The sequence below is a fragment of the Tsuneonella amylolytica genome, assembly GCF_003626915.1.
Taxonomy (GTDB): domain Bacteria; phylum Pseudomonadota; class Alphaproteobacteria; order Sphingomonadales; family Sphingomonadaceae; genus Tsuneonella; species Tsuneonella amylolytica.
This window is the reverse complement of sequence record NZ_CP032570.1, coordinates 2,189,842-2,210,630: the sequence shown is the minus strand read 5'-3', so window position 1 is coordinate 2,210,630 and position 20,789 is coordinate 2,189,842. Positions and strand designations below refer to the sequence as shown.

General features: G+C 66.7%; 11 protein-coding genes. 8 read left to right on the top strand and 3 right to left on the bottom strand.

The window, feature by feature from the left end:
• Position 1: 1 nt before the first annotated feature.
• Positions 2-295, top strand: coding sequence for a hypothetical protein (locus D4766_RS10805; protein ID WP_120717461.1), 294 nt, complete (start codon positions 2-4; stop codon positions 293-295).
• A gap of 6 nt (positions 296-301) precedes the next feature.
• Here the strand turns inward: D4766_RS10805 and D4766_RS10800 are convergent, their stop codons facing one another.
• A complete protein-coding gene (locus D4766_RS10800) occupies positions 302-850 on the bottom strand; it encodes a hypothetical protein (RefSeq protein WP_120717460.1) in 549 nt (182 codons plus the stop codon).
• 377 nt (positions 851-1,227) lie between these two features.
• On the opposite strand from D4766_RS10800, the gene D4766_RS10795 reads away from it, so the two are divergent.
• From D4766_RS10795 to D4766_RS10785, 3 genes are all read left to right on the top strand, one after another.
• A complete protein-coding gene (locus D4766_RS10795) occupies positions 1,228-4,359 on the top strand; it encodes a TonB-dependent receptor (RefSeq protein ID WP_234024782.1) in 3,132 nt (1,043 codons plus the stop codon).
• A gap of 103 nt (positions 4,360-4,462) precedes the next feature.
• Positions 4,463-5,917: a tetratricopeptide repeat-containing sulfotransferase family protein gene (locus D4766_RS10790; RefSeq protein ID WP_120717459.1), complete on the top strand. Its 1,455-nt coding sequence runs from the start codon at positions 4,463-4,465 to the stop codon at positions 5,915-5,917.
• A gap of 191 nt (positions 5,918-6,108) precedes the next feature.
• Positions 6,109-9,192 carry a TonB-dependent receptor plug domain-containing protein gene (locus D4766_RS10785; protein WP_234024781.1) on the top strand — a complete coding sequence of 1,028 codons (3,084 nt, stop codon included), beginning with the start codon at positions 6,109-6,111 and terminating at the stop codon, positions 9,190-9,192.
• Positions 9,193-9,267: 75 nt separating this feature from the next.
• Here the strand turns inward: D4766_RS10785 and clpB are convergent, their stop codons facing one another.
• Complete coding sequence (gene clpB, locus D4766_RS10780; RefSeq protein ID WP_120717458.1) at positions 9,268-11,847, bottom strand: ATP-dependent chaperone ClpB; 2,580 nt, start codon at positions 11,845-11,847, stop codon at positions 9,268-9,270.
• A 183-nt stretch (positions 11,848-12,030) separates the two neighbouring features.
• Between clpB and D4766_RS10775 the strand changes: the two genes are divergently transcribed.
• The 3 genes from D4766_RS10775 (at position 12,031) to D4766_RS10765 (ending at position 17,512) form a co-directional block, all read left to right on the top strand.
• On the top strand, positions 12,031-14,199 hold the full coding sequence (locus D4766_RS10775) for an acylase (RefSeq protein WP_120717457.1): 2,169 nt from the start codon (positions 12,031-12,033) through the stop codon (positions 14,197-14,199).
• Positions 14,200-14,245: 46 nt separating this feature from the next.
• Entirely contained in the window at positions 14,246-17,140 is a 2,895-nt protein-coding gene (locus tag D4766_RS10770; protein ID WP_120717456.1) for a M16 family metallopeptidase, read from the top strand.
• Positions 17,141-17,209: 69 nt separating this feature from the next.
• Positions 17,210-17,512, top strand: coding sequence for a hypothetical protein (locus D4766_RS10765; RefSeq protein WP_120717455.1), 303 nt, complete (start codon positions 17,210-17,212; stop codon positions 17,510-17,512).
• Positions 17,513-17,577: 65 nt separating this feature from the next.
• Here D4766_RS10765 and uvrC read toward each other — a convergent pair whose 3' ends face one another.
• A complete protein-coding gene (gene uvrC / locus D4766_RS10760; RefSeq protein WP_120717454.1) occupies positions 17,578-19,554 on the bottom strand; it encodes an excinuclease ABC subunit UvrC in 1,977 nt (658 codons plus the stop codon).
• 29 nt (positions 19,555-19,583) lie between these two features.
• Here uvrC and D4766_RS10755 point away from each other — a divergent pair, with 29 nt between their 5' ends.
• A complete protein-coding gene (locus D4766_RS10755) occupies positions 19,584-20,753 on the top strand; it encodes a BaiN/RdsA family NAD(P)/FAD-dependent oxidoreductase (protein ID WP_194955763.1) in 1,170 nt (389 codons plus the stop codon).
• The last annotated feature ends 36 nt before the right edge of the window (positions 20,754-20,789 follow it).

The window sequence follows — 20,789 nt, the reverse complement described above, 5'->3', positions numbered from 1 at the left end:
CATGACCACTGTGCTGCTACCTCTTCTCATCGCCGCCCAGGCAACGACCCTCTCGCTCTCGCCGGAACAGGTCAAGGCGATGAGCCATCAGGAAATCCGTGCCCACAACGCCGTCCTCCAGCGCGGGGATGCCGAATACATCCGCTGCGTGAAGACCGAGAAGGTGGGCTCGCTCGTGGCGCGCGAGGTGTCCTGCCGCACCAACGCCCAGTGGCGCAAGGCGCAGGACATCGGCAACCAGGACGCGCGCGACGCGATGGACGCCTACAAGGGCAAGGCCGTCAACAGCAACTGAGCCCGCTCAGTCGAGCAGCCGGATCACGCGCACACCCGCCCGGCCGTTGATCGACGCGGTGTACTTGTTGAGGATGCCGTGCTTGATCGTGATCGTGTGACCCACGCGGGGGAACACGTTGCGCCCGTCGGTCTGCTTCCAACGTCCGCCGTCCGCCAGCAGGAACACCGGCAGCCCGTCGGGCGCGATCGCCATCGCCTTGATCGTGCTCGAGATCTGCTGGACGACATCGGCGTCTTCGACCGTATCCGACCGGCCGAACAGCCGCACCTGCGGCATGTTGATCCCGAACAGGCGCTCGCGCGTCTTGCGCATGCCCGCCCGGTCGAGGACCACGACCTCCCGCCCGGCCTCCGCCGCCGCGAGCGCTGCGACGGTGCGGTCGTAACACGCAAGGCGCGCGGCGGTGTCGGCCACCGCGCGGCACGCGGTCACCGCCTCGAACAGCGGGGCCGGCGGCGCATCGGCCGGATCGGGTTCGGCCGCCGCGGCAGGCGCGCACAGCGACAGGGCAAGGGCCGCGCCAATGCAAGAAATCGTCCGGGATCGTGTCATCGCTCGTTCGCCCTTTCCTGTTGGGACCGCCGGAGGGGGGCCGCGGCGGCGCGTGCCGGATCGACTGACAAGACTGCTCGTCCCCGCCCCCTCAGGCTTGTCGCCAATCGCTAACTTCCCGGTGGCGGCGCGTCAAAGATCAACGCGCCTGCCGCACCGAAAAGGTAGCCCGGCGAAACCGCAAGAGCGCCAATCGTTGCGAAACTGCAACACCCCATAAGCTATTCACGAAAGCGACATATTGCCGGTTTGGCATATGCCTCCCTTTCGTTAGTCAAACCCATCGCGCCTTCCCACGTCTGCAGGGCTGTTGTTCGCGGGAGGCAAAGCAAGTGGTCCAGAACCACATCTGGGATCGAACGAGGGGGTTGCCCACTATGGATACCATGAAGATCAACAAGTGCCGGCTCGCCGCCGGATCGGCTCTTCAAGCGCTGGCTCTGCTGGGCGCGGGCGTCGCCGGCTCCGCCATGATCGCCGCTCCGGCCGCGGCGCAGGACTACACCCGCGGCAACCTGACCGGCACCGTCGTCGATTCGGCCGGCGCCCCGGTGAGCGGTGCGACCGTCACCGTCACCTCGAACGAACAGGGCTTCACCAACACGACGACGACCGATGCGGCGGGTAACTTCCGCGTCAACACCCTGCCGACCGGTACCTACACCGTGAACATCACCGCCGGCGGCCAGACTGTCGTCAACGATCCGACCGTCCAGGTCATCGCCGGCCAGAACAACCCCTCGCGCTACATCGCGGGCGGCACCAGCACCGAAGTGCCGGTCGGCGATACGCAGGGCATCGTCGTCGTCGGCCGCCGCGTCGCGACCAACGATTTCGCCGCCACCCAGGCGGGCGTCACGCTCGACGTCGAAAACCTCGCGGTGACCGTTCCCGTCGGCCGCGACCAGACCTCGCTGATCCTGCTTGCCCCGCAGACCACCTCGGGCGACGGCGGCTTCGGCAACTTTGCCTCGGTCGGCGGCGCCACCGTGGCCGAGAACGCGTATTACGTGAACGGCCTCAACATCACGGACTTCCGCAACTTCCTCGGCGGTTCGATCATCCCGTTCGAGTTCTACCGCACCATCGACGTCAAGACCGGCGGCTACCAGGCCGAATACGGCCGCGCGCTCGGCGGCGTGACCTCGGCCGTGACCAAGTCGGGTTCGAACGAGGTGCAGGCCGGGGCGGTGCTGAACTACTCGCCCAATTCGCTGCGCTCGCGCGCGCCGAACACGTTCGTGGATTCCGACAACGATCCGACCACGACGGGCGACACGATCAACGCCCTCAACAGCAAGTTCTATTCGGAATCGCTTGACGCGAACTTCTATCTGTCGGGTCCGATCATCCGCGACCGCCTGTTCGTCTATGGGCTCTACAACCCGCGCTATTTCAAGCAGACGACCTATGCGGTGGCCGGCAACCGGGCCGCGACGACGACCAGCAACTCGCCGTTCTTCGGCGCGAAGGTCGACTTCGTCATCACCGACGGCCACCGCCTGGAAGGTACCTACTTCCGCGACGAGCAGGTCCAGAACGTCCGCTACACGGGCGTCAACCCGACCACCTTCGCGCGTGAAGGCAGCCAGGGCGGTCTCCGCAACGAGTTCGGCGGCAACAACTTCATCGGCACCTACACCGGTCAGTTCACCGACTTCCTGACGCTGTCGGCTTCGTACGGCCAGTACAACGACAAGTCGATCTCGACCGCGTCGCCGAACCAGGCCTACGTCCTCAGCCGCATTGGCGGCAACCGGGTCGTCGGCGGCACCGTTGCCGGTCGCAACACCGACACGAACAAGCGCGAAATCTACCGCGCGGATGCCGACGTCTACGTCAACTTCCTCGGCGAGCATCACTTCCGTGGCGGCTTCGATCTCGAGAAGCTCACCGCGGGCGAGGAAACGTCCTACAACGGCACCGGCTATCGCTACGACATCCGCGACAACCGGATCCTGCGCTATTTCTACCAGAACAACGGCGGCTTCCGCACCGACCAGCGGGCGTTCTACCTGCAGGATGCGTGGAGCCTGCTCGACGGGCGCGTGAACCTGCAGCTCGGCGTGCGCAACGACCGGTTCAAGAACTACAACGTCGAAGGCAACCTGTTCTACGATTCCGGCGACCAGTGGGCGCCCCGTCTCGGTGCCTCGTTCGACGTGTTCGGCGACGGGCGTACCAAGGTCAACGCCTTCTACGGCCGCTATTACCTGCCGGTGGCGACCAACACCAACATCCGCCTTGGCGGCGCGGAACTCTACTACCTGCAGGACTTCCTGTACCCGACCGGCATCAACGGCGGCGTCGACGCCAACGACGACGGCATCCCCGACGGCCTGGTCTTCAGCAATACCGGCGACGTGCCGGTGGGCGGCATCCGTTCGGGCAGCGCCACCTGCCCGACTGCGGGTCCGAACGGCGGCGAGCGCTGCCTCGCGGTCTACAGCGATGGCCTGGCCGGTGCGACCGACACGCTCATCTCGTCGACGCTGAAGCCCAGCTACACGGACGAATGGCGCATCGGTGCCGAACACCGCTTCGGCGACTTCAAGGCGAGCCTGTATTACACCAAGCGCAAGCTGGGTGAGACGCTCGAAGACGCGGCGATCGACGCCGCGGTTATCGCATACTGCGATGCCAACGGCGTGGCGGGATGCGATTCGGTGTTCACCGGCTTCCACCAGTACGTGCTGCTCAACCCTGGTAGCGACGTCACGGTGCGCCTCGACGGCGACTGCTCGATTGCGGGCCAGTGCGACGTCGTGACGCTGGCGGCGGAAGACCTCGGTTACCCCAAGGCCACGCGCAAGTACGACTCGATCACCTTCGAGCTCGATAAGCGCTTCAACGGACTGTACGGCCTCAACTTCAACTACACCTACACCAAGCTGCGGGGGAACTACGAAGGCGCGGTGAAGTCCGACAACAACCAGACCGACGCCGGCCTGACCCAGGACTTCGACCAGCCCGGCTTCCTCGACGGTGCCTTCGGCGACCTCGCCAACGGCCGTCGTCATGCCTTCAAGCTCTACGGCTACATGAAGCCGACGGAGTGGTTGGGCATCGGCGTCAACGCCCTCGTGGAATCGCCGCGCAAGTTCAGCTGCATCGGCAACTACTTCGACGCGGGCAACTTCGCGGCGGATTACGGCGCAGCCTCGTACTACTGCACGCAGAACGGCTACGGCGGTACGGCGGTCACCAATAGCGACGGCGGCACCAGCTACCTCATCCCGCGTGGTACGGCCTTCGAATCCGACTGGAACAAGCGCGTCGACCTCAAGCTCGCCTTCACTCCGTTCGCGGAAAACCGGGATATCCAGTTCGGCGTCGACGTGTTCAACGTCTTCAACTGGAAGGCCGAGACCGACTTCAACGAGTTCGGCGATTTCGACTTCGACTACACGCCGAATTCGAACCCGAACTACGGCCGCGTCACCTCGTACCAGGCCCCGCGCTCGGTCCGGTTCAACGCGACCTTGCGCTTCGGCGGTTCGGGCCGCTAAGCCCGATCGACACGATTGCGAACTCGAAAGGGGGTGGCCGCAGCCGCCCCCTTTTTCTTTGCGCCGCGTTGCCGGGCGCGTCGTTTGTGGAGATAGCGGTCGGATGGTCACCCAACGCGACACGCTGCTGCTCCGGCAATTCCAGTCGGCCCTCGCCGCGGGCGGGCGCGAGGCGGTCAACCGCGCCGCGGCCCCGCTCGTCGCAGCCCGTTCGCCGCTCGGCCGATCGTGGAACGCGGTGGCGTCGGTCCTCCTGCACAACGGGGAATACACTCTTGCCCGGCAGGCCGCCGACCTGCTGGCAGAGCAAGCGCCGGGCGACCCGACCTCGCCGTTCCGGCGGGTGGCGGTTTATGCACGGACGGGCCGGCTCGAGGAGGCGCGCGCCATGCTGGACGCGCTGCCCCCGACCCTCCCTTCCCCGGTCGCGTACGCCTATACGCGCGGGACGACCGCGACCAATCTCGGCCGGCTCGACGAGGCGCGCGAGTGGCTGCGCCGCGCCGTCGCCGCCGATCCTGCGTCCGGCCAGTCGTGGCTGGCGCTGTCCATGCTCGGAAAGCTCGAAGCGGAGGACTCTACACAGCTACGCAAGGCGGCAGCCGCCATTCGCACCGCACCTCCGTTGGAGCAGGCCGCCTGGCTGTACGCCACAGGGCGAACGCACGATACGGAGGGCGAGACGGCAAAGGCCACCGCAGCATTTTCCGAAGGCGCGGCCCTGATGGCGGCCGAGCGGCCGTACAACCACGCAGCCGCCGCCGCCGATGCCGCCGCCGCGCGGGCGGGCTGGACGGCGGAAGCGATCGCAGCCCTGGCATCGAATACGACCGCCGCCGCCCGGCGCGCGCCAATCTTCGTCACCGGACTGCCGCGATCGGGCACGACCCTCGTCGAGCAGATCCTGGGCAGCCATTCGGCCGTGGCGGGCGGCGGCGAGCTGGGGCTCATGCGGATCCTCGTCCAGGAAGTGGGCGGCCGCGACGCGGACCGGTATCGCCGCTGGCTGGCGGACGACTGCCATTGCGCCGACGATCTCGTGACCCTGTTCGATCATCTGGCCGACCAGGCGGTGCCCGGCCCCGGACGGCTGATCGATAAGTCGCTCGGCACCTCGCGCGATCTCGGCCTCATCTCGGCGATCCTGCCGGCCGCCCCCATCGTGTGGCTGCGGCGCGACCCGCTCGATTGCGCGTTCTCGGCGTACACCACGTGGTTCCAGTCAGGACAGGAATGGAGCTGGTCGCTACCGGCGATCGCCCGTCATTTCATGCTGGAGGACGCGTTGCACGCGCACTGGGCGCGCCACCTCGAAGGCAGGGTCCTGACAGTCCACTATTCTGCGCTCGTCGACCGGCCGGAAGATACCATCGCGGCCATCCTCGCGCACTGCGACCTTGCCCCGGAGCCGGCGTGTTTCCGCCCGCACGAAGCCGACCGCGCCGTCATCACCGCAAGCGCGGCGCAGGTCCGGCAGCCGATCAACAAGGCAGGCGTAGGGCGATCGTCCCGGTACGCCGACCTGCTTGCTCCGTTCGGACGAACCTACCGGTCCTAGACGGCGACCGCCCATCCGATCGCGAGCAAAAGCGGATCCAGTCTATCTAGTGGCTTTTCTGCAACAACCTGCAGGTGATGTTGTCACTGCCCGTTAGTTCCCATTGCAATGACGAACTTGCTGCGGCCTTAGATAAGACCGCTGAATGCCGGGTCGCGCCGGTGAGACTCGTCCTAGGGGGACATTAAACAGTGACCAAGACTTTCAAGACCGCCTTGCGCGGCTCTACCATCATCGCAGGGGCGATCGCATTCGGTGCGTTCGCGGCCCCCGCTTACGCGCAGACGGCAGGCGACAATCCGCCGGATTGCCCGGACGAGAACAACGACGGCGTCTGCGATCCGGCAACGACCATCTCGAGCGCCGACGGCAGCTCGACCGCCGACAACGGCGGCGCAATCGTCGTGACCGGTTCGCGCATCCGCCGCGACGAATACTCGACCGTCGAGCCGATCACCGTCGTGACGGCCGAGGAGATCACCCAGGCCGGCTTCAACAGCGCGACCGACGCCCTGCAGAGCACGGAAGTCACCGCCGGCGCGGGCCAGATCAACAACTACTACAGCGGCTTCGTCACCGACGGCGGCACCGGCGCCAACACGCTCGGCCTGCGTGGCCTCGGCCCGGCCCGTACGCTGATCCTGCTGAACGGCCGCCGCCTGGCGCCGGCCGGTACTCGCGGTGCGGTTCTCTCGGCGGACCTCAACGTCCTGCCGACCGCCATCATCGAGCGCATCGAAATCCTCAAGGCCGGCGCTTCGTCGGTTTACGGCTCGGACGCGATCGCGGGCGTCGTCAACATCATCACCGACCAGAAGCTGCGTGGCCTCAGCCTCCAGGCACAGGTCAACGTGCCGGAAGTCGGTGCGGGCATCGACCGCCGCGTCGCCGCCACCTTCGGTGTGGACGCCGGCCGGTTCAACCTCATCGGCTCGGTCGAATATCGCAAGCGCGACGGCCTCCGCCTGAACGACGTCGATTTCACGTCGTGCCCGATCCCCGGTTACCTCGACGGTGAAGGCAGCGAATTCGGTTCGGCCGACCCGTATCCGATCGGTGACCCCCGCAACTGCTTCACGCTCGACAATGGCGGCGTGACGATCAACACGCTCGGCGTTCCGACGCGCGACGGTATCGGCCGTACGTCGGGTCTCCCCGGCCGCTTCAACCGCTTCGTTCCCGTCGCTGGCAATGCAGGCGGTGCGACCCCCGGCTTCCTCGGCGTCGGCACCTACGATCGCGATTCGTTCGATCCGGCGAGCCAGCAGGAATTCCTGATCAGCCCGGTCAAGACCTACACCGGCTTCCTGTCGGCCACGTACGACCTGCAGGCGCTCGGCAATGCCGAGATCTACGGCGAAGTGCTTGCTACCCGTCGTAAGTCGTCGGCTCCGCTGTATCGCCAGCTTTCGCTCGACTATCTGCGCGGTAGCCCGCTGCTTCCGGCGATCTTCCGCAACGGCGCGTTCCTCGCTCCGAACGAAACCTCGAGCGGCCAGATCATCGCCGCGCGTGCGTTCGTCGGCTTCGGCCTGACCGATTCGAGCCAGAAGGTCGATTACGTTCGGGCCGGCGGCGGCATCCGGGGCGACTTCGCGTTCCCCGGCTGGCGCTACGACGTCTACGTCGGCAAGTCGTGGACCGATGGCGAGAACAACATCCAGTCGTTCCTGACCGATCGCCTCGCGACCTCGCTGAATGTCGTCCAGAACGCGAACGGGACCTTCAGCTGTGCGGCCGCTGCGTCGATCGCCAGCTGCGTTCCGGCGCCGGTCCTGAACGCCGACACGATCGGCGGACGTCTGCCGCAGGCGTTCCGGGACTACATCCTTGCCGACACGCAGAGCACCAACCAGTTCCGCGAAACCACGGCAATTGCCTCGGTCGACGGCCCGCTGTTCACGCTGCCCGGTGGCGAAGCCCAGCTCGCGCTGGGTCTTGAGTACCGCAAGCAGAAGATCAACGACACGCCGGACATCAACGCGATCAACGGCAACCTGTACGGTCTCACGACCTCGCAGCCGACCCGCGGCACCGACAGCGTCAAGGAAGCGTTCGCCGAACTCTACCTGCCGCTTCTCGGCGATCGTCCGTTCTTCCAGAACCTGAGCCTCAACGCTTCGGGTCGCTACACCGACTACGATTCGTACGGCAGCGACTTCACGTACAAGGTTGCGGGCGAATGGGAGCTGTTCCGCGGCTTCGGCTTCCGGGCCAGCTACGGCACGTCGTACCGCGCTCCGGCGCTCGCCGAGCAGTTCCTGGGTGCGACCAGCGGCTTCCTGAGTGCAGCCACTGATCCGTGCGATGCGGACAACTTCCCGATCCTGAACGGCGTGCCGAACCCGGCTGCCTACTCGCCGAACCAGCAGATCCGTGCCGCAAACTGCGCCGCGATCGGTCTCGATGTCGCTACGTTCCAGCAGAACAGCAGCATCACGACCTTCAGCCTCGGCGGTGCGTCGTTCGGTCTGGAAGCCGAAACGTCGCGCAACTGGTCGGTCGGCGCGGTCTTCCAGCCGCGTCTGCCCGCTTCGGTTGGTAGCCTGAGCCTGGCGCTCGACTACTTCGACATCAAGGTCGACAACGGTGTGTCGCAGCTCGGCGCGGGGAACATCCTCAGCCGTTGCTACGGTGACACCGCGTTCGATCCGACCGGAGGGTTCTGCCGCCTGCAGACGCGCGATGCGAACAACCGCCTCACCGTCAACAACGGCTACGTGAACCTGTCGACCGACATCGTGAAGGGCTACGAGTTCAACGGCCGCTTCGCGACGGACCTGCTGTTCGACAACCGCCTGACGCTGAATGCCAGCGTCACGCACTACACCGAACAGTCGAGCCGCCTGTTCCCGGACGAGTTCCTGACCGACGCCAACGGCACCTACGTGACGCCGGATTGGACGGGTAGCTTCGACGCGACCTACAAGGTCGGCCGGGCGCTGCTCCGCTACGGTCTGACTTGGATCGACGGAAGCTCGGGTACGTACGACTTCTTCGCGTACGACGAGACGACCGGGACGGTGGACGAGGATCTCGCCCAGGCGTACCGGGATTCCTACATCCTCGAAGTGCCGGATTATTTCCTGCACAGCGCTTCGGTTCAGTTCGACGTGAACGACAAGTTCGAGTTCACCGTCGGTGTCCGCAACATGTTCGACAAGAAGCCGCCGCGGATTTCCGCCGCGGTGACCACGATCGGCAACGCGCCGCTCTCGTCGAACTTCGATTACACGGGTCGTACGTTCTTCGCGAACGCGACGGTCGGTTTCTAAGACCGACACTGCAGAACCAAAAAGAAGGGCCCCGGGAAACCGGGGCCCTTTTTTTATTCGCCGATCGGGACGAGGTCAGGCGACGGCCATCGTCAGCTCGCCGTCGCCCTCGTCCACCCTCACCGTGCTGCCGTCGGGCACCTCGCCGGAAAGGATCATCTCCGCCAGCGGGTCCTGCACGTAGCGTTGCACTGCGCGCTTCAGCGGACGTGCGCCGTAGACCGGGTCGTAGCCCACCCGCCCCAGCCAGCGGCGCGCCGCGTCGGTGAGGTCGAGCGCGATCTTGCGGTCCTTGAGCAGTTTCTGGACCCGGCCGACCTGGATATCGACGATCGGTGCCATGTGCTCCTGCGCCAGGCGGTGGAACAGGATGATCTCGTCGAGCCGGTTGAGGAATTCCGGGCGGAAGTGTGCGCGCACCACGTCCATCACCTGCGGTTCCACGCTCTCGACGTCCTGCCCGTCCTCCAGCTGGGCCAGATACTGGCTGCCGAGGTTGGATGTGAGGATGATCAGCGTGTTCGAGAAATCGACCACCCGGCCCTGCCCATCGGTCAGGCGCCCGTCGTCGAGCACCTGGAGCAGCACGTTGAACACGTCTGCGTGCGCCTTCTCCACCTCGTCGAACAGCACGACCTGGTAGGGGCGTCGACGGACCGCTTCGGTCAGCACCCCGCCCTCGTCGTATCCCACGTAGCCCGGGGGCGCGCCGATCAGACGGCTGACCGCGTGCTTCTCCATGAATTCCGACATGTCGATGCGGACCATCGCGTTGTCGTCGTCGAACAGGAACCCGGCGAGCGCCTTCGTAAGCTCGGTCTTGCCGACGCCGGTGGGGCCGAGGAAGAGGAAGCTGCCCAAGGGCCTGTTCGGGTCCTGCAGACCGGCGCGCGCGCGGCGCACGGCCTTCGACACGGCCGCGACCGCATCCGTCTGACCGATCACGCGCTTGCCGATCACCTGCTCCATCTGGAGCAGCTTCTCGCGCTCGCCTTCCATCATCTTGTCGACCGGCACCCCGGTCCAGCGGCTGACGACGCCGGCGATGTCGTCCTCCGTCACTTCCTCGCGCAGGAGCGCGTTCTGCGACGCGCCGGCGGCTTCCTCCAGCCGCTTCTCGAGGCCGGGAATCGTGCCGTATTGCAGCTCGCCGGCCTTCGCGAGGTCGCCCTCGCGCTGCGCCTGTTCGAGCGCGATGCGGGCGGCGTCGAGCTCTTCCTTGACCTTGCCTTCGGCGGCGATCTTGTCGCGTTCGTTCTGCCAACGGGTGGTCAGTTCGCTCGACTGCTGTTCGAGGTTAGCGAGCTCGTCGCGCAGCGCGGCGAGGCGGTCGGCGGAAGCGGCATCGGTTTCCTTCCCGAGCGCCTGCTCCTCGATCTTGAGCTGGATGATCCGCCGGTCGAGATTCTCGATCTCCTCGGGCTTCGACTCGACCTCCATACGCAGGCGGCTGGCCGCTTCGTCCATCAGGTCGATCGCCTTGTCGGGCAGGAAGCGGTCGGAGATGTAGCGGTTGGAAAGCGTCGCCGCCGCCACGATCGCGCCGTCGGTGATACGCACGCCGTGGTGCAGCTCGTAGCGGTCCTTGAGGCCGCGCAGGATCGAGATCGTGTCCTCGACCGTAGGCTCGCCGACGAACACCGGCTGGAAGCGGCGCTGCAGGGCCGCGTCCTTCTCGACGTACTTCTGGTACTCGTCGAGCGTGGTCGCGCCAATGCAGTGCAGTTCGCCGCGGGCGAGCGCCGGCTTCAGGAGGTTGCCCGCATCCATTGCGCCTTCGGATTTGCCCGCGCCGATCAGCGTGTGCATCTCGTCGATGAACAGGATGATGTCGCCTTCCGCGCCCTTCACCTCGTCGAGCACGGCCTTCAGCCGTTCCTCGAACTCGCCGCGATACTTCGCGCCCGCGATCAGGCTCCCCATGTCGAGCGCCATCAGCTTCCGGTCCTTCAGACTGTCGGGCACGTCGCCATTCGCGATGCGCAGCGCGAGACCTTCGGCGATCGCGGTCTTGCCGACACCGGGTTCGCCGATGAGGACAGGATTGTTCTTGGTCCGACGGGCGAGGATTTGCACCGTGCGACGGATTTCCTCGTCGCGGCCGATAACGGGGTCGAGCTTGCCCGACTTCGCCACTTCGGTGAGGTTGCGCGCGTATTTGCTCAGGGCGTCGTAGCTTTCCTCGGCGGACGAGGAGTGCGCCTGTCGGCCGCCGCGCAGTTCGGTAATCGCCTCTTCCAGCCCCTGGGGCGTGAGCCCGGCAGCTTTCAGCGCCTGACCGGCGGCACTCGTCGTCGCCAGCGTCAGGGCCAACAGCATCCGTTCGACGGTGACGTAGCTGTCGCCGCTCTTGGTCGCGAGCTGTTCGGCCTGATCGAGCACGCGGACCGCGTCGTTGTCGAGACCGGGCGTCGCCTGTGCCCCGCCGCCCGAAACCTGCGCGATCTTGCCGAGCGCGGCATCGATGCCCTGCACCGCCACGGCCGGATTGCCGCCCGCGCGGGTGATCAGCCCGGCGGCCATGCCCTCGGAATCCTCGAGCAATGCCTTGGCGAGATGCTCGGGCGTGATCCGCTGGTGATTCATGCGGATGGCGACGGTCTGCGCGCTCTGGATGAAACCCTTGGCGCGGTCGGTGAACTTTTCGAGATTCATGCGTGAGAAGCCCTCTGTTTGCGCGCCCGAGATAGTGTTGCCAATTCGCAACACAATGGTCGACAGCGGAAAAATGCGCCGCGGTGTGTTACTCGTATAGGTGGGTCGAAAATCGCCGCTTGCCAAGAGGCCGGTTGCAACTGTCCGCCGCCCCGCTATCGCACGGGTACAGGGAGAGGTTGCATGATGAAATGGATCGCGCGGATCGGGCTCGCCGTGCTCGCGCTGGTGGCCGTCGCCGCGATCGGGCTGATGGTGTGGGAACCGCTGGCCGCCACGCCCGGCACGGCCCCTCCGCAACGCGAGTACCGCGCCGAGATCGTCCGCGACGAATGGGGCGTGCCGCACATCTACGGCCGCACCGATGCCGACGTCGCCTACGGCGTGGCGCAGGCTCATTCGGAAGACGACTTCTTCACGTTGCAGGACGTCATCGCGATGACGCGGGGGCGTTACGGCGCGATCAAGGGAGAAGAGGGCGCGACCTTCGACTACGTGCTGGCGCTGCTCGGCGCGCGCGAACTGGTGGACCGGCAGTACACGACCCTCGCCCCCCGCACCCGCGCCCTGCTGGAGGCATACGCCACCGGCCTCAACGACTATGCCGCCGCGCACCCGGGCGAGGTGAAGCTCGGCAACATGTTCCCCGTCAGCGGACAGGACGTGGCGACCGGGTTCGCCTTGCGCGCGCCGTTCTTCTTCGGCCTCAACAACTGGGTCGGCCCGCTCGCCAAGGGCGAGACGCTGCTGCCCGACCCGGGCCCGAAGCTGCACGGACCGCTGCCCGACCGGGTGGAGGCCGAGAACGCAGGTTCCAACGCCTTCGCGATCGCGCCGGGCCGGTCGGACGACGGCGTCACCCGGCTGGTGTCGAACAGTCACCAGCCGTGGGAAGGCGGGGTCGCCTGGTACGAACTCGTGGTCGAGAGCGGCGAAGGCTGGCACTATGCCGGCGCGAACTTCCCGGGCAGCCCGTTCCCGTTCCTGGGCCACAACGAGGACCTGGGCTGGACCAACACGGTCAATTCGCCCGACATGGTCGACGTCTACAAGCTGGTGCTCAACGACGACGGCACCCAGTACCGGCTCGACGGCAAATGGTTGCCGCTGGAGAAGCGCCGTGTGCGCCTGTCGGCCCGCTTCGGCCCGCTGGTGATCCCCGTCTGGCGCGACGTCTATCGCAGCGTCCACGGCCCGGTGATCGTCAACGACAACGGCGCCTACGCCTTTCGCTACGGCGGGATGGACCGGATCGACCAGCTCGACGCCTACTACGCGCTCAACAAGGCGAAGACCTACGACGAGTGGCAGTCGATCCTCGCGACCCACGCGATCCCCGGCACCAATTTCATCTACGCCGACAAGGCGGGCACGATCGCCTACTGGTACAATGCCTCGCTGCCGCAGCGCAAAGCCGGGCCGGATTGGCGCGGCGTGCTGTCGGGCGACCGCAGCGACCTCGTCTGGCAGAGCCTCGTCCCCTACGACGACCTGCCGCATTATGTGAATCCGGCGAGCGGCTTCCTGTTCAATTCGAACAACACGCCGATGGTCGCCGCGGGCAAGTCGAGCAACCTGTCGACCAGCGGCTTCGCGCCCGAAATGGGCATCGAGACCAAGATGACCAATCGCGCCTACCGCGCGGAAAAGCTGCTCGACGAACCCGGCCCGATCAGCCGCGAACGGCTGGAGCGGATCAAGTACGACACCGGCTGGGAACGGGTCGACTACGTCAAGACGGTGCTCGACGGGATCGACGGGCTCGACACGCGCGGCGATCCGCTCCTGACGAAGGCCAAGGCGATCATGCAGGGCTGGGACCTGACCAGCGACGGCGCTGGCCGCGCGGATGCGCTTGCGCTGCTGGTGATGCGCCCGGCGATGGGCGACAGCTACAGCCTGAAACCCATCACGCCGGCGAAGAAGCTGCTGACCGACGCGGCGGAGTTCCTGATGGAACATTACGGGCGGCTCGACCCGCCGCTGCAGGACGTGCTTCGCCTGCGGCACGGCAAGGGCACCGGGCGCTTCGCGGTCGACCTGCCGCTCGACGGCGGCAGCGATACCCTGCGCGCCAGCACCCTGTGGGACGTGGAGCCCGACGGACGCCTGAAAGTGCGCCACGGCGACAGCTTCATCCAGTTCGTCGAATGGGCGCCCGGCAAGCCAGTGACGAGCCAGTCGATCCAGCCGTTCGGTTCGGCGACGACCCGGCCGGACAGCGTCCACTACACCGACCAGTCGGCATTGTTCGTGCAGCACAAGCTCAAACCCGTGCATTTCACCCGCGCCGATGCGCTGCGGAATGCCGTTAGTCGAAAGATGGTGACTCACCGTGCGCGGTCCGATTAAGGTTCGCGCCGCCAGACAGCCTTATTCAAACGGGGACATCGCACACATGAAATCGCGCTTCGCTTCCGCCAGCCTGCTCGCCCTCGCGCTTGCCGCCTGCAACACCGTTCCGGCCGAACCGATGGCGAGCGCCCCCGCGCCGCTCGCCGCGACCCCTGTCGCCGCTGATCCGGCGCCGGTCGGCGACCTCGTGAACGCGGTGTCGATCCCCTACGAACAGTTCAAGCTCGACAACGGGCTTACGGTGCTGGTCCACACCGACCGCAAGGCGCCGGTGGTGGCGATCTCCACCTGGTACGCGGTCGGTTCGAAGAACGAGCCCAGGGGCAAGACCGGCTTTGCCCACCTGTTCGAACACCTGATGTTCAACGGCAGCGAGAACGCGCCGGGCGACTTCTTCGAACCGCTGCAGCAGATCGGCGCGACCGACGTCAATGGCACGACCTGGTTCGACCGCACGAACTATTTCCAGACCGTGCCCACCGGCGCGCTCGACCGCGGGCTGATGCTGGAAAGCGACCGCATGGGATACCTCCTCGGCGCGGTGACGCAGCAGAAGCTCGATAACCAGATCGGCGTCGTCCAGAACGAGAAGCGGCAGGGCGATAACAACCCCTATGGCCTCGTCGAGTACGAGCAGCTCGAGAACCTCTACCCCTCGGGCCACCCCTATCACCACTCCACCATCGGCTCGATGGCCGACCTTCAGGGCGCCAGCCTCGAGGATGTGAAGAAGTGGTTCCGCGATCACTATGGCCCCAACAACGCCATCCTGGTGCTGGCGGGCGATATCGATCTGCCGACCGCCAAGGCGAAGGTCGACCGCTGGTTCGGTGCGATCCCCGCCGGGCCGGAAATCGAGCCGGTCGTTGCACCCCTGCCGACCCTGCCGGCCAAGGTGGAAAAGACGATCTACGACAAGGTCGCCACGCCGCGCGTCTATCGCATGTGGGCGGTGCCCGGCCTCGACAACCCCGACTACCTGCCGCTCGCGCTCGGCGCGTCGGTGCTCGGCGGTCTCGCCAGCTCGCGGCTCGACGAGGCGCTGGTGCGCGACAACCCGATCGCGGTGCGCGCATCGAGCAATGCGGAAATTTATGCGCAGGCCGGCCAGTTCGTGATCTCGGCCGATGCCGCGCCGGGCACGACCACCGCGGCGCTCGGCGAGGCGCTCGACGCCCAGATCGCCAAGTTCCTGGCCGAAGGGCCGACCGCCGACGAACTGCAGCGGGCCGCCACGGTCTATGCCTCGTCGCAGATCCGCGGGCTGGAACAGGTCGGCGGCTTCGGCGGCAAGGCGCCGACGCTGGCCGAAGGGCTGCTCTACAACGGCGACCCGGCCTATTACCGCACCCAGCTCGAACGGGCCGCGGCGATGACCCCGGACCAGGTGCGCGCAGCGATGCAGAAGTATCTGTCTCGCCCCGTCTTCGCGCTGACCGTGGAGCCGGGCACCCGCACCGAAGGCGGCGAGAACCGCGGCGGCTATGTCGTGTCGCCGGACAAGGGCGACGGCATGATGCCGGCGTTCTTCATGGCGCAGGACGCCGCGATGGGCGTCGGCCGCGCGACCGCGGCGGACCGCAAGACCATGCCCCCGGTCACCGATCTGACCGCCCTCGATTTCCCCGATATCGAACGGGCGACCCTGCCCAACGGGATGCAGGTGTTCTTCGCCCGGCGCGACGCGATCCCGGCGGTGACGATGCGCGTCAGCTTCGATGCCGGCGCGGCTGCCGATCCGCAGGACAAGCTGGGCCTCGAAAGCTTCATGCTCGCTGCGATGAACGAGGGGACGAAGTCGCTCGATTCGCAGGAACTCGCCATCGCGAAGGAGCGGCTCGGCGCGAACCTCGGCGGGTATGCCGATAGCGACAGCGTCAGCTTCGGCCTTGACGCGATGAAGGCCAATCTCGCCCCGTCGATCGACCTCCTTGCCGACTACGTCCGCAACCCGGCCTTCGCCCCGGCGGAAGTGGAGAAGGTCCGCACCCGCCAACTGACCCGCATCCGGAACGAGCTCAACAACCCGCGCGGAATCGCGCTGCGCGCGCTGTTCCCGATTCTCTACGGCTCCGACCATCCCTATGGCCGTCCGCCGAGCGGGACGGGAACGGTCGAGGCGGTGACCAGCCTGCAACCGGCCGACCTCGCCCAGTTCCACAACACCTGGCTGCGCCCGGACCGGGCCCGGGTCTATGTCGTGGGCGACACGACGCTGGGGGAAGTGACCGCGATGTTGCGGAAGAGCTTCGGCGACTGGCAGGCCCCGGCCGGCCCCGCCCCGGCCAAGCAGTTCGCGGGTGCCCTGCCCACGCAGACCAGCCGCATCGTCCTCATCGACCGGCCGGCCTCGCCCCAGTCGCAGATCTACGCGGCGCGCATCCTGCCGTTCAAGGGCACCGACGATCTCGTCACCCTGCGCGCGGCGAACGAGGTGTTCGGCGGCGGCTTCCTCAGCCGCATCAACACCAACCTGCGCGAGACGAAGGGCTGGTCCTACGGCGTCAGCAGCCAGGTCGGCGACAACCAGCAGAGCAGCTACTTCCTGATCGGCGCACCGGTACAGGCCGACCGCACCGGCGATTCGATCGTCGAACTGCGCAAGGACCTCGCCAGCTACACCGGCGGCAAGGGCGTAACGAAGGAGGAGCTGGAGCGGCTGATCAACGGCAACGTGCGCGAACTGCCGGGCAGTTTCGAAACCTCGCAGGACGTGCTCGGCGCGATCATCCAGATCGTCGAGAAGAACCGTCCCGACGACTACTACGAGACCCTGGCCGCCCGCTACGAGGCTTTGAAGGCCGGCGATCTCGACCAGGCCGCGCTCGCCTCGCTCAAGGGCGACGATCTTGTCTTCGTCGTGGTCGGCGATGCCAAGACCGTCCGGCCGCAGCTCGAGAAGCTCGGCCTGCCGATCGAGGAACGCCCCGCCGAGTGAAGTCGTTGACACCGATGTAAGCAGGCCCGAATATCCGGGCCTGTTTCATCTACCCGAGGAGAGAAGACCATGGCCGTTGCCGGTACTTACGATTGCGTCACCAAGACCCCGATGGGCGACCAGAAGAGCACCTTCACCGTCGTCGACAACGGGGACGGCACGTTCTCCGGCCAGAACGCCGGCGCGATGGGCTCGATGGATGTCGAAAACGGCAAGATCGACGGCGACACGCTCACCTGGACGATGAACATGACCTCGCCCATGCCGATGAAGCTGGAAGGCAACGCCACCGTCGAAGGCGACAACCTCAACGGTTCGGTCAACGCCGGCGCGTTCGGCAGCATGGCGATGACCGGCACCCGCCAGTCCTGAGCCGCAACAGAATCACCAAGGAAGGGCGTCGGAGCGTTCCGGCGCCCTTCTTCGTTTGAGCCGCCTCACGCGCTGGGGTGGTAGAAATCCCAGATCTTCTGCGCCACGCCTTCGCTGATACCGGGGGTTCGCTTGAGGTCCTCGAGCGCGGCCGCCCGGACCTTCCCCGCGGTGCCGAAGTGCAGCAGCAGCGCGCGCTTGCGCCCCGGGCCGATGCCGGGAATCTCGTCGAGCGGTGAAGCGGTGATCGCGCGGCTGCGCTTGGCGCGGTGGGCGCCGATGGCGTAGCGGTGAACCTCGTCGCGCAGGGTCTGGAGGTAGAACAGCAGCGGGCTGTTCAGCGGCAGAGTCTTCTCCCGCCCGTCGGGAAAATGGAACACTTCGCGCCCCTCGCGGCCGTGATGCGGCCCCTTGGCGATGGCGATCAGAGGCACGTCCTCGATACCGAGATCTTCCAGCGCATCCTTCACGCTCGACATCTGGCCCTTACCGCCATCGATCAGGACCAGATCGGGCCAGATGGTCTCGTGCCCTCCGGCCTTGCTCCCCGCGCCCTCCCCCGCTTCGGGGTTCTCCGCGAGGTTGCGGAAACGGCGGGTCATCACCTCGCGCATCATCGCGAAGTCGTCGTTGGTTTGCGCCGTCTTGATGTTGAACTTGCGGTACTGGCCCTTCACGAAACCGTCGGGTGCGGCGACCACCATCGCACCCAGGGCCTTGTCACCCTGGATGTGGCTGTTGTCGTAAACCTCGATGCGATTGGGCGGCTCGGGCAGCTCGAGGAATTCGGCGAGTTCGCGCATGATCTTCGCCTTGGTGCCGCTTTCGGCCAGCCGGCGCTCCAATGCTTCCACCGCGTTGCGCTGGGCCTGCTGCATCAGCCGCCGCCGGGTGCCGCGCTGGGGAATCGAGATGTCGACCCCGTGCCCCGCCTTCTCGCACAAGGCCTCGCCGATCAGCTCCTGCTCGGGCAGCTCGCGGTCGACCAGGATCGTGCGCGGGGGCGGCACTTCCTCGTAGAACTGGAGCAGGACGTCGGCGAGCACCTCGTCCTCGTCCACCTCGTTCGTATGGCTCGGCCAGAAGGTGCGGTGGCCCCAGTTCTGCCCGCCGCGGATGAAGAACGCCTGCACCCCGATTTGCCCGCCCTTGGCGGCGAGCGCGAAGACGTCGGCATCGCCCACGCCACTGGCGTTGATCGCCTGGCTGCCCTGGATTGCGGTCGCCGCGCGCAGCCGATCGCGCAGCATCGCCGCGCGCTCGAAGTCGAGGTCCGCGGCGGCGGCGGCCATCTGCACCTCGATCTTCTTCTGCACTGCGCCCGACTTGCCCGACAGGAACTCCTTGGTCTCGGCGACGAGTTCAGCGTAGCCTTCCGGGTCAATCCGACCGACGCAGGGGGCCGAGCAGCGCTTGATCTGATAAAGCAGGCACGGCCGGTCGCGTCGGGCGAAAAAGCTGTCGGTGCAAGACCTAAGCAGGAACAGTTTCTGGAGCGCGTTGATCGTGACGTTGACCGCACCGGCGCTGGCGAACGGACCGTAGTAGTTGCCCTTGGCTCGCCGCGCGCCGCGATGCTTCTGGATGCGCGGAAATTTATGTTCCGCCCGCAAGAGGATGAACGGAAACGATTTGTCGTCGCGCAGCAGCACGTTGTACGGCGGGCGGAAGCGCTTGATGAGCTGCGCTTCGAGCAGCAGCGCCTCGGCCTCCGAGTTGGTGACCACGATCTCCATCCGCCGCGTCTGGCTGACCATCCGCTTGAGCCGGTTGGAGAGCGCCTTGACCTGCGTGTAGTTCGCCACCCGCGCCTTGAGGCTGCGCGCCTTGCCGACGTAGAGCACGTCGCCGCGTGCATCGAGCATCCGGTAGACCCCGGGGCGCGGTTTCAGGGTGCGGACGGTATCGCGGATCGCGGCGACGCCCGCCTCGATATCGGGCTTCGCGCCGCCCTCGCCCTTGACGGTATAGGTCGCGCGATCCTCGTTGAACCGCTCCTTGCCGCGGGGATCGTGGGGACTTCCGGCTTCTGCGCGCGACATACGGTCCAGCTAGGGATAGGGGGCGCCCCATGCAACATGGCGTGCGATACGATGCGATCATCCTCGGCGGCGGGGCAGCAGGCCTGATGTGTGCCGCGCGCGCCGGGCAGCGCGGGCGGCGGGTGCTGGTGCTCGAACGCGCCGAGAAGGTGGGGAAGAAGATCCTCATCTCGGGCGGCGGGCGGTGCAACTTCACCAACATCGGCGCAGGGCCGGCGAACTACCTCAGCACCAATCCGCATTTCGCCAAGAGCGCGCTGGCGCGGTACACCCCGCGGGACTTTCTCGACCTCGTGGAAAGCTACGGCATCGCGTGGCACGAGAAGACGCTGGGCCAGCTCTTCTGCGACGGATCGGCCAAGCAGATCGTCGAGATGCTGCTGGCAGAGTGCGAGAAGGGCGCCGTCGAGATCCGCACCGACGCGGAGATCGGCAAGGTCGGCCACGCGGACGGGGCGTTCCGAGTCGGCGACGTCGCCGCGCCGGCGCTGGTGATCGCCACCGGCGGGCCGAGCATCCCGAAAATGGGCGCGACGGGCATAGCCTACGATCTCGCGCGCCGGTTTGGGATGAAAGTGGTCGAACCGCGCCCCGCGCTCGTCCCGCTGACGCTGGGCGGCGAGGACGTGCTGTTCCGCGAACTGTCGGGCGTGTCGGCCCACGTGGAGACGCAGGCGAACGGCCCGGCCTTCCGCGAGGCGGCGCTGTTCACCCATCGCGGACTTTCGGGCCCGGCGATCCTCCAGGCCTCGAGCTACTGGCGGCCGGGGGAGGACGTCGCGGTGAACTTCCTGCCCGATCGCGCGCCCGGCTGGCTGACCGAGGCCAAGCGCACGAACCCGCGCGTTACCCTGCGCGCTCTCGTCCGCGACGCCCTGCCCGAACGGCTCGCGGACACACTGGCCGAACGGCTGGCGCTGGAGCGCGAGATCGGCAACCAGCCAGACGCCGCCCTGCGCGCCGCCGAAGCGCGGCTGGCCCGGTGGACTTTCCGCCCCAACGGCAGCGAAGGTTTCGCCAAGGCGGAAGTTACCGTGGGCGGCATCGCGACGAGCGAGCTGTCGTCGAAAACGATGGAGGCGAAGGCCGTCCCCGGCCTCTACGCGATCGGCGAGGCGGTCGACGTCACCGGCTGGCTTGGCGGATACAATTTCCAGTGGGCCTGGGCGAGCGGGGTGGCGGCCGGCGACGCGCTCTGACCGGTACGATTGCCAAGCGTCCAACTTGTGTTAGTC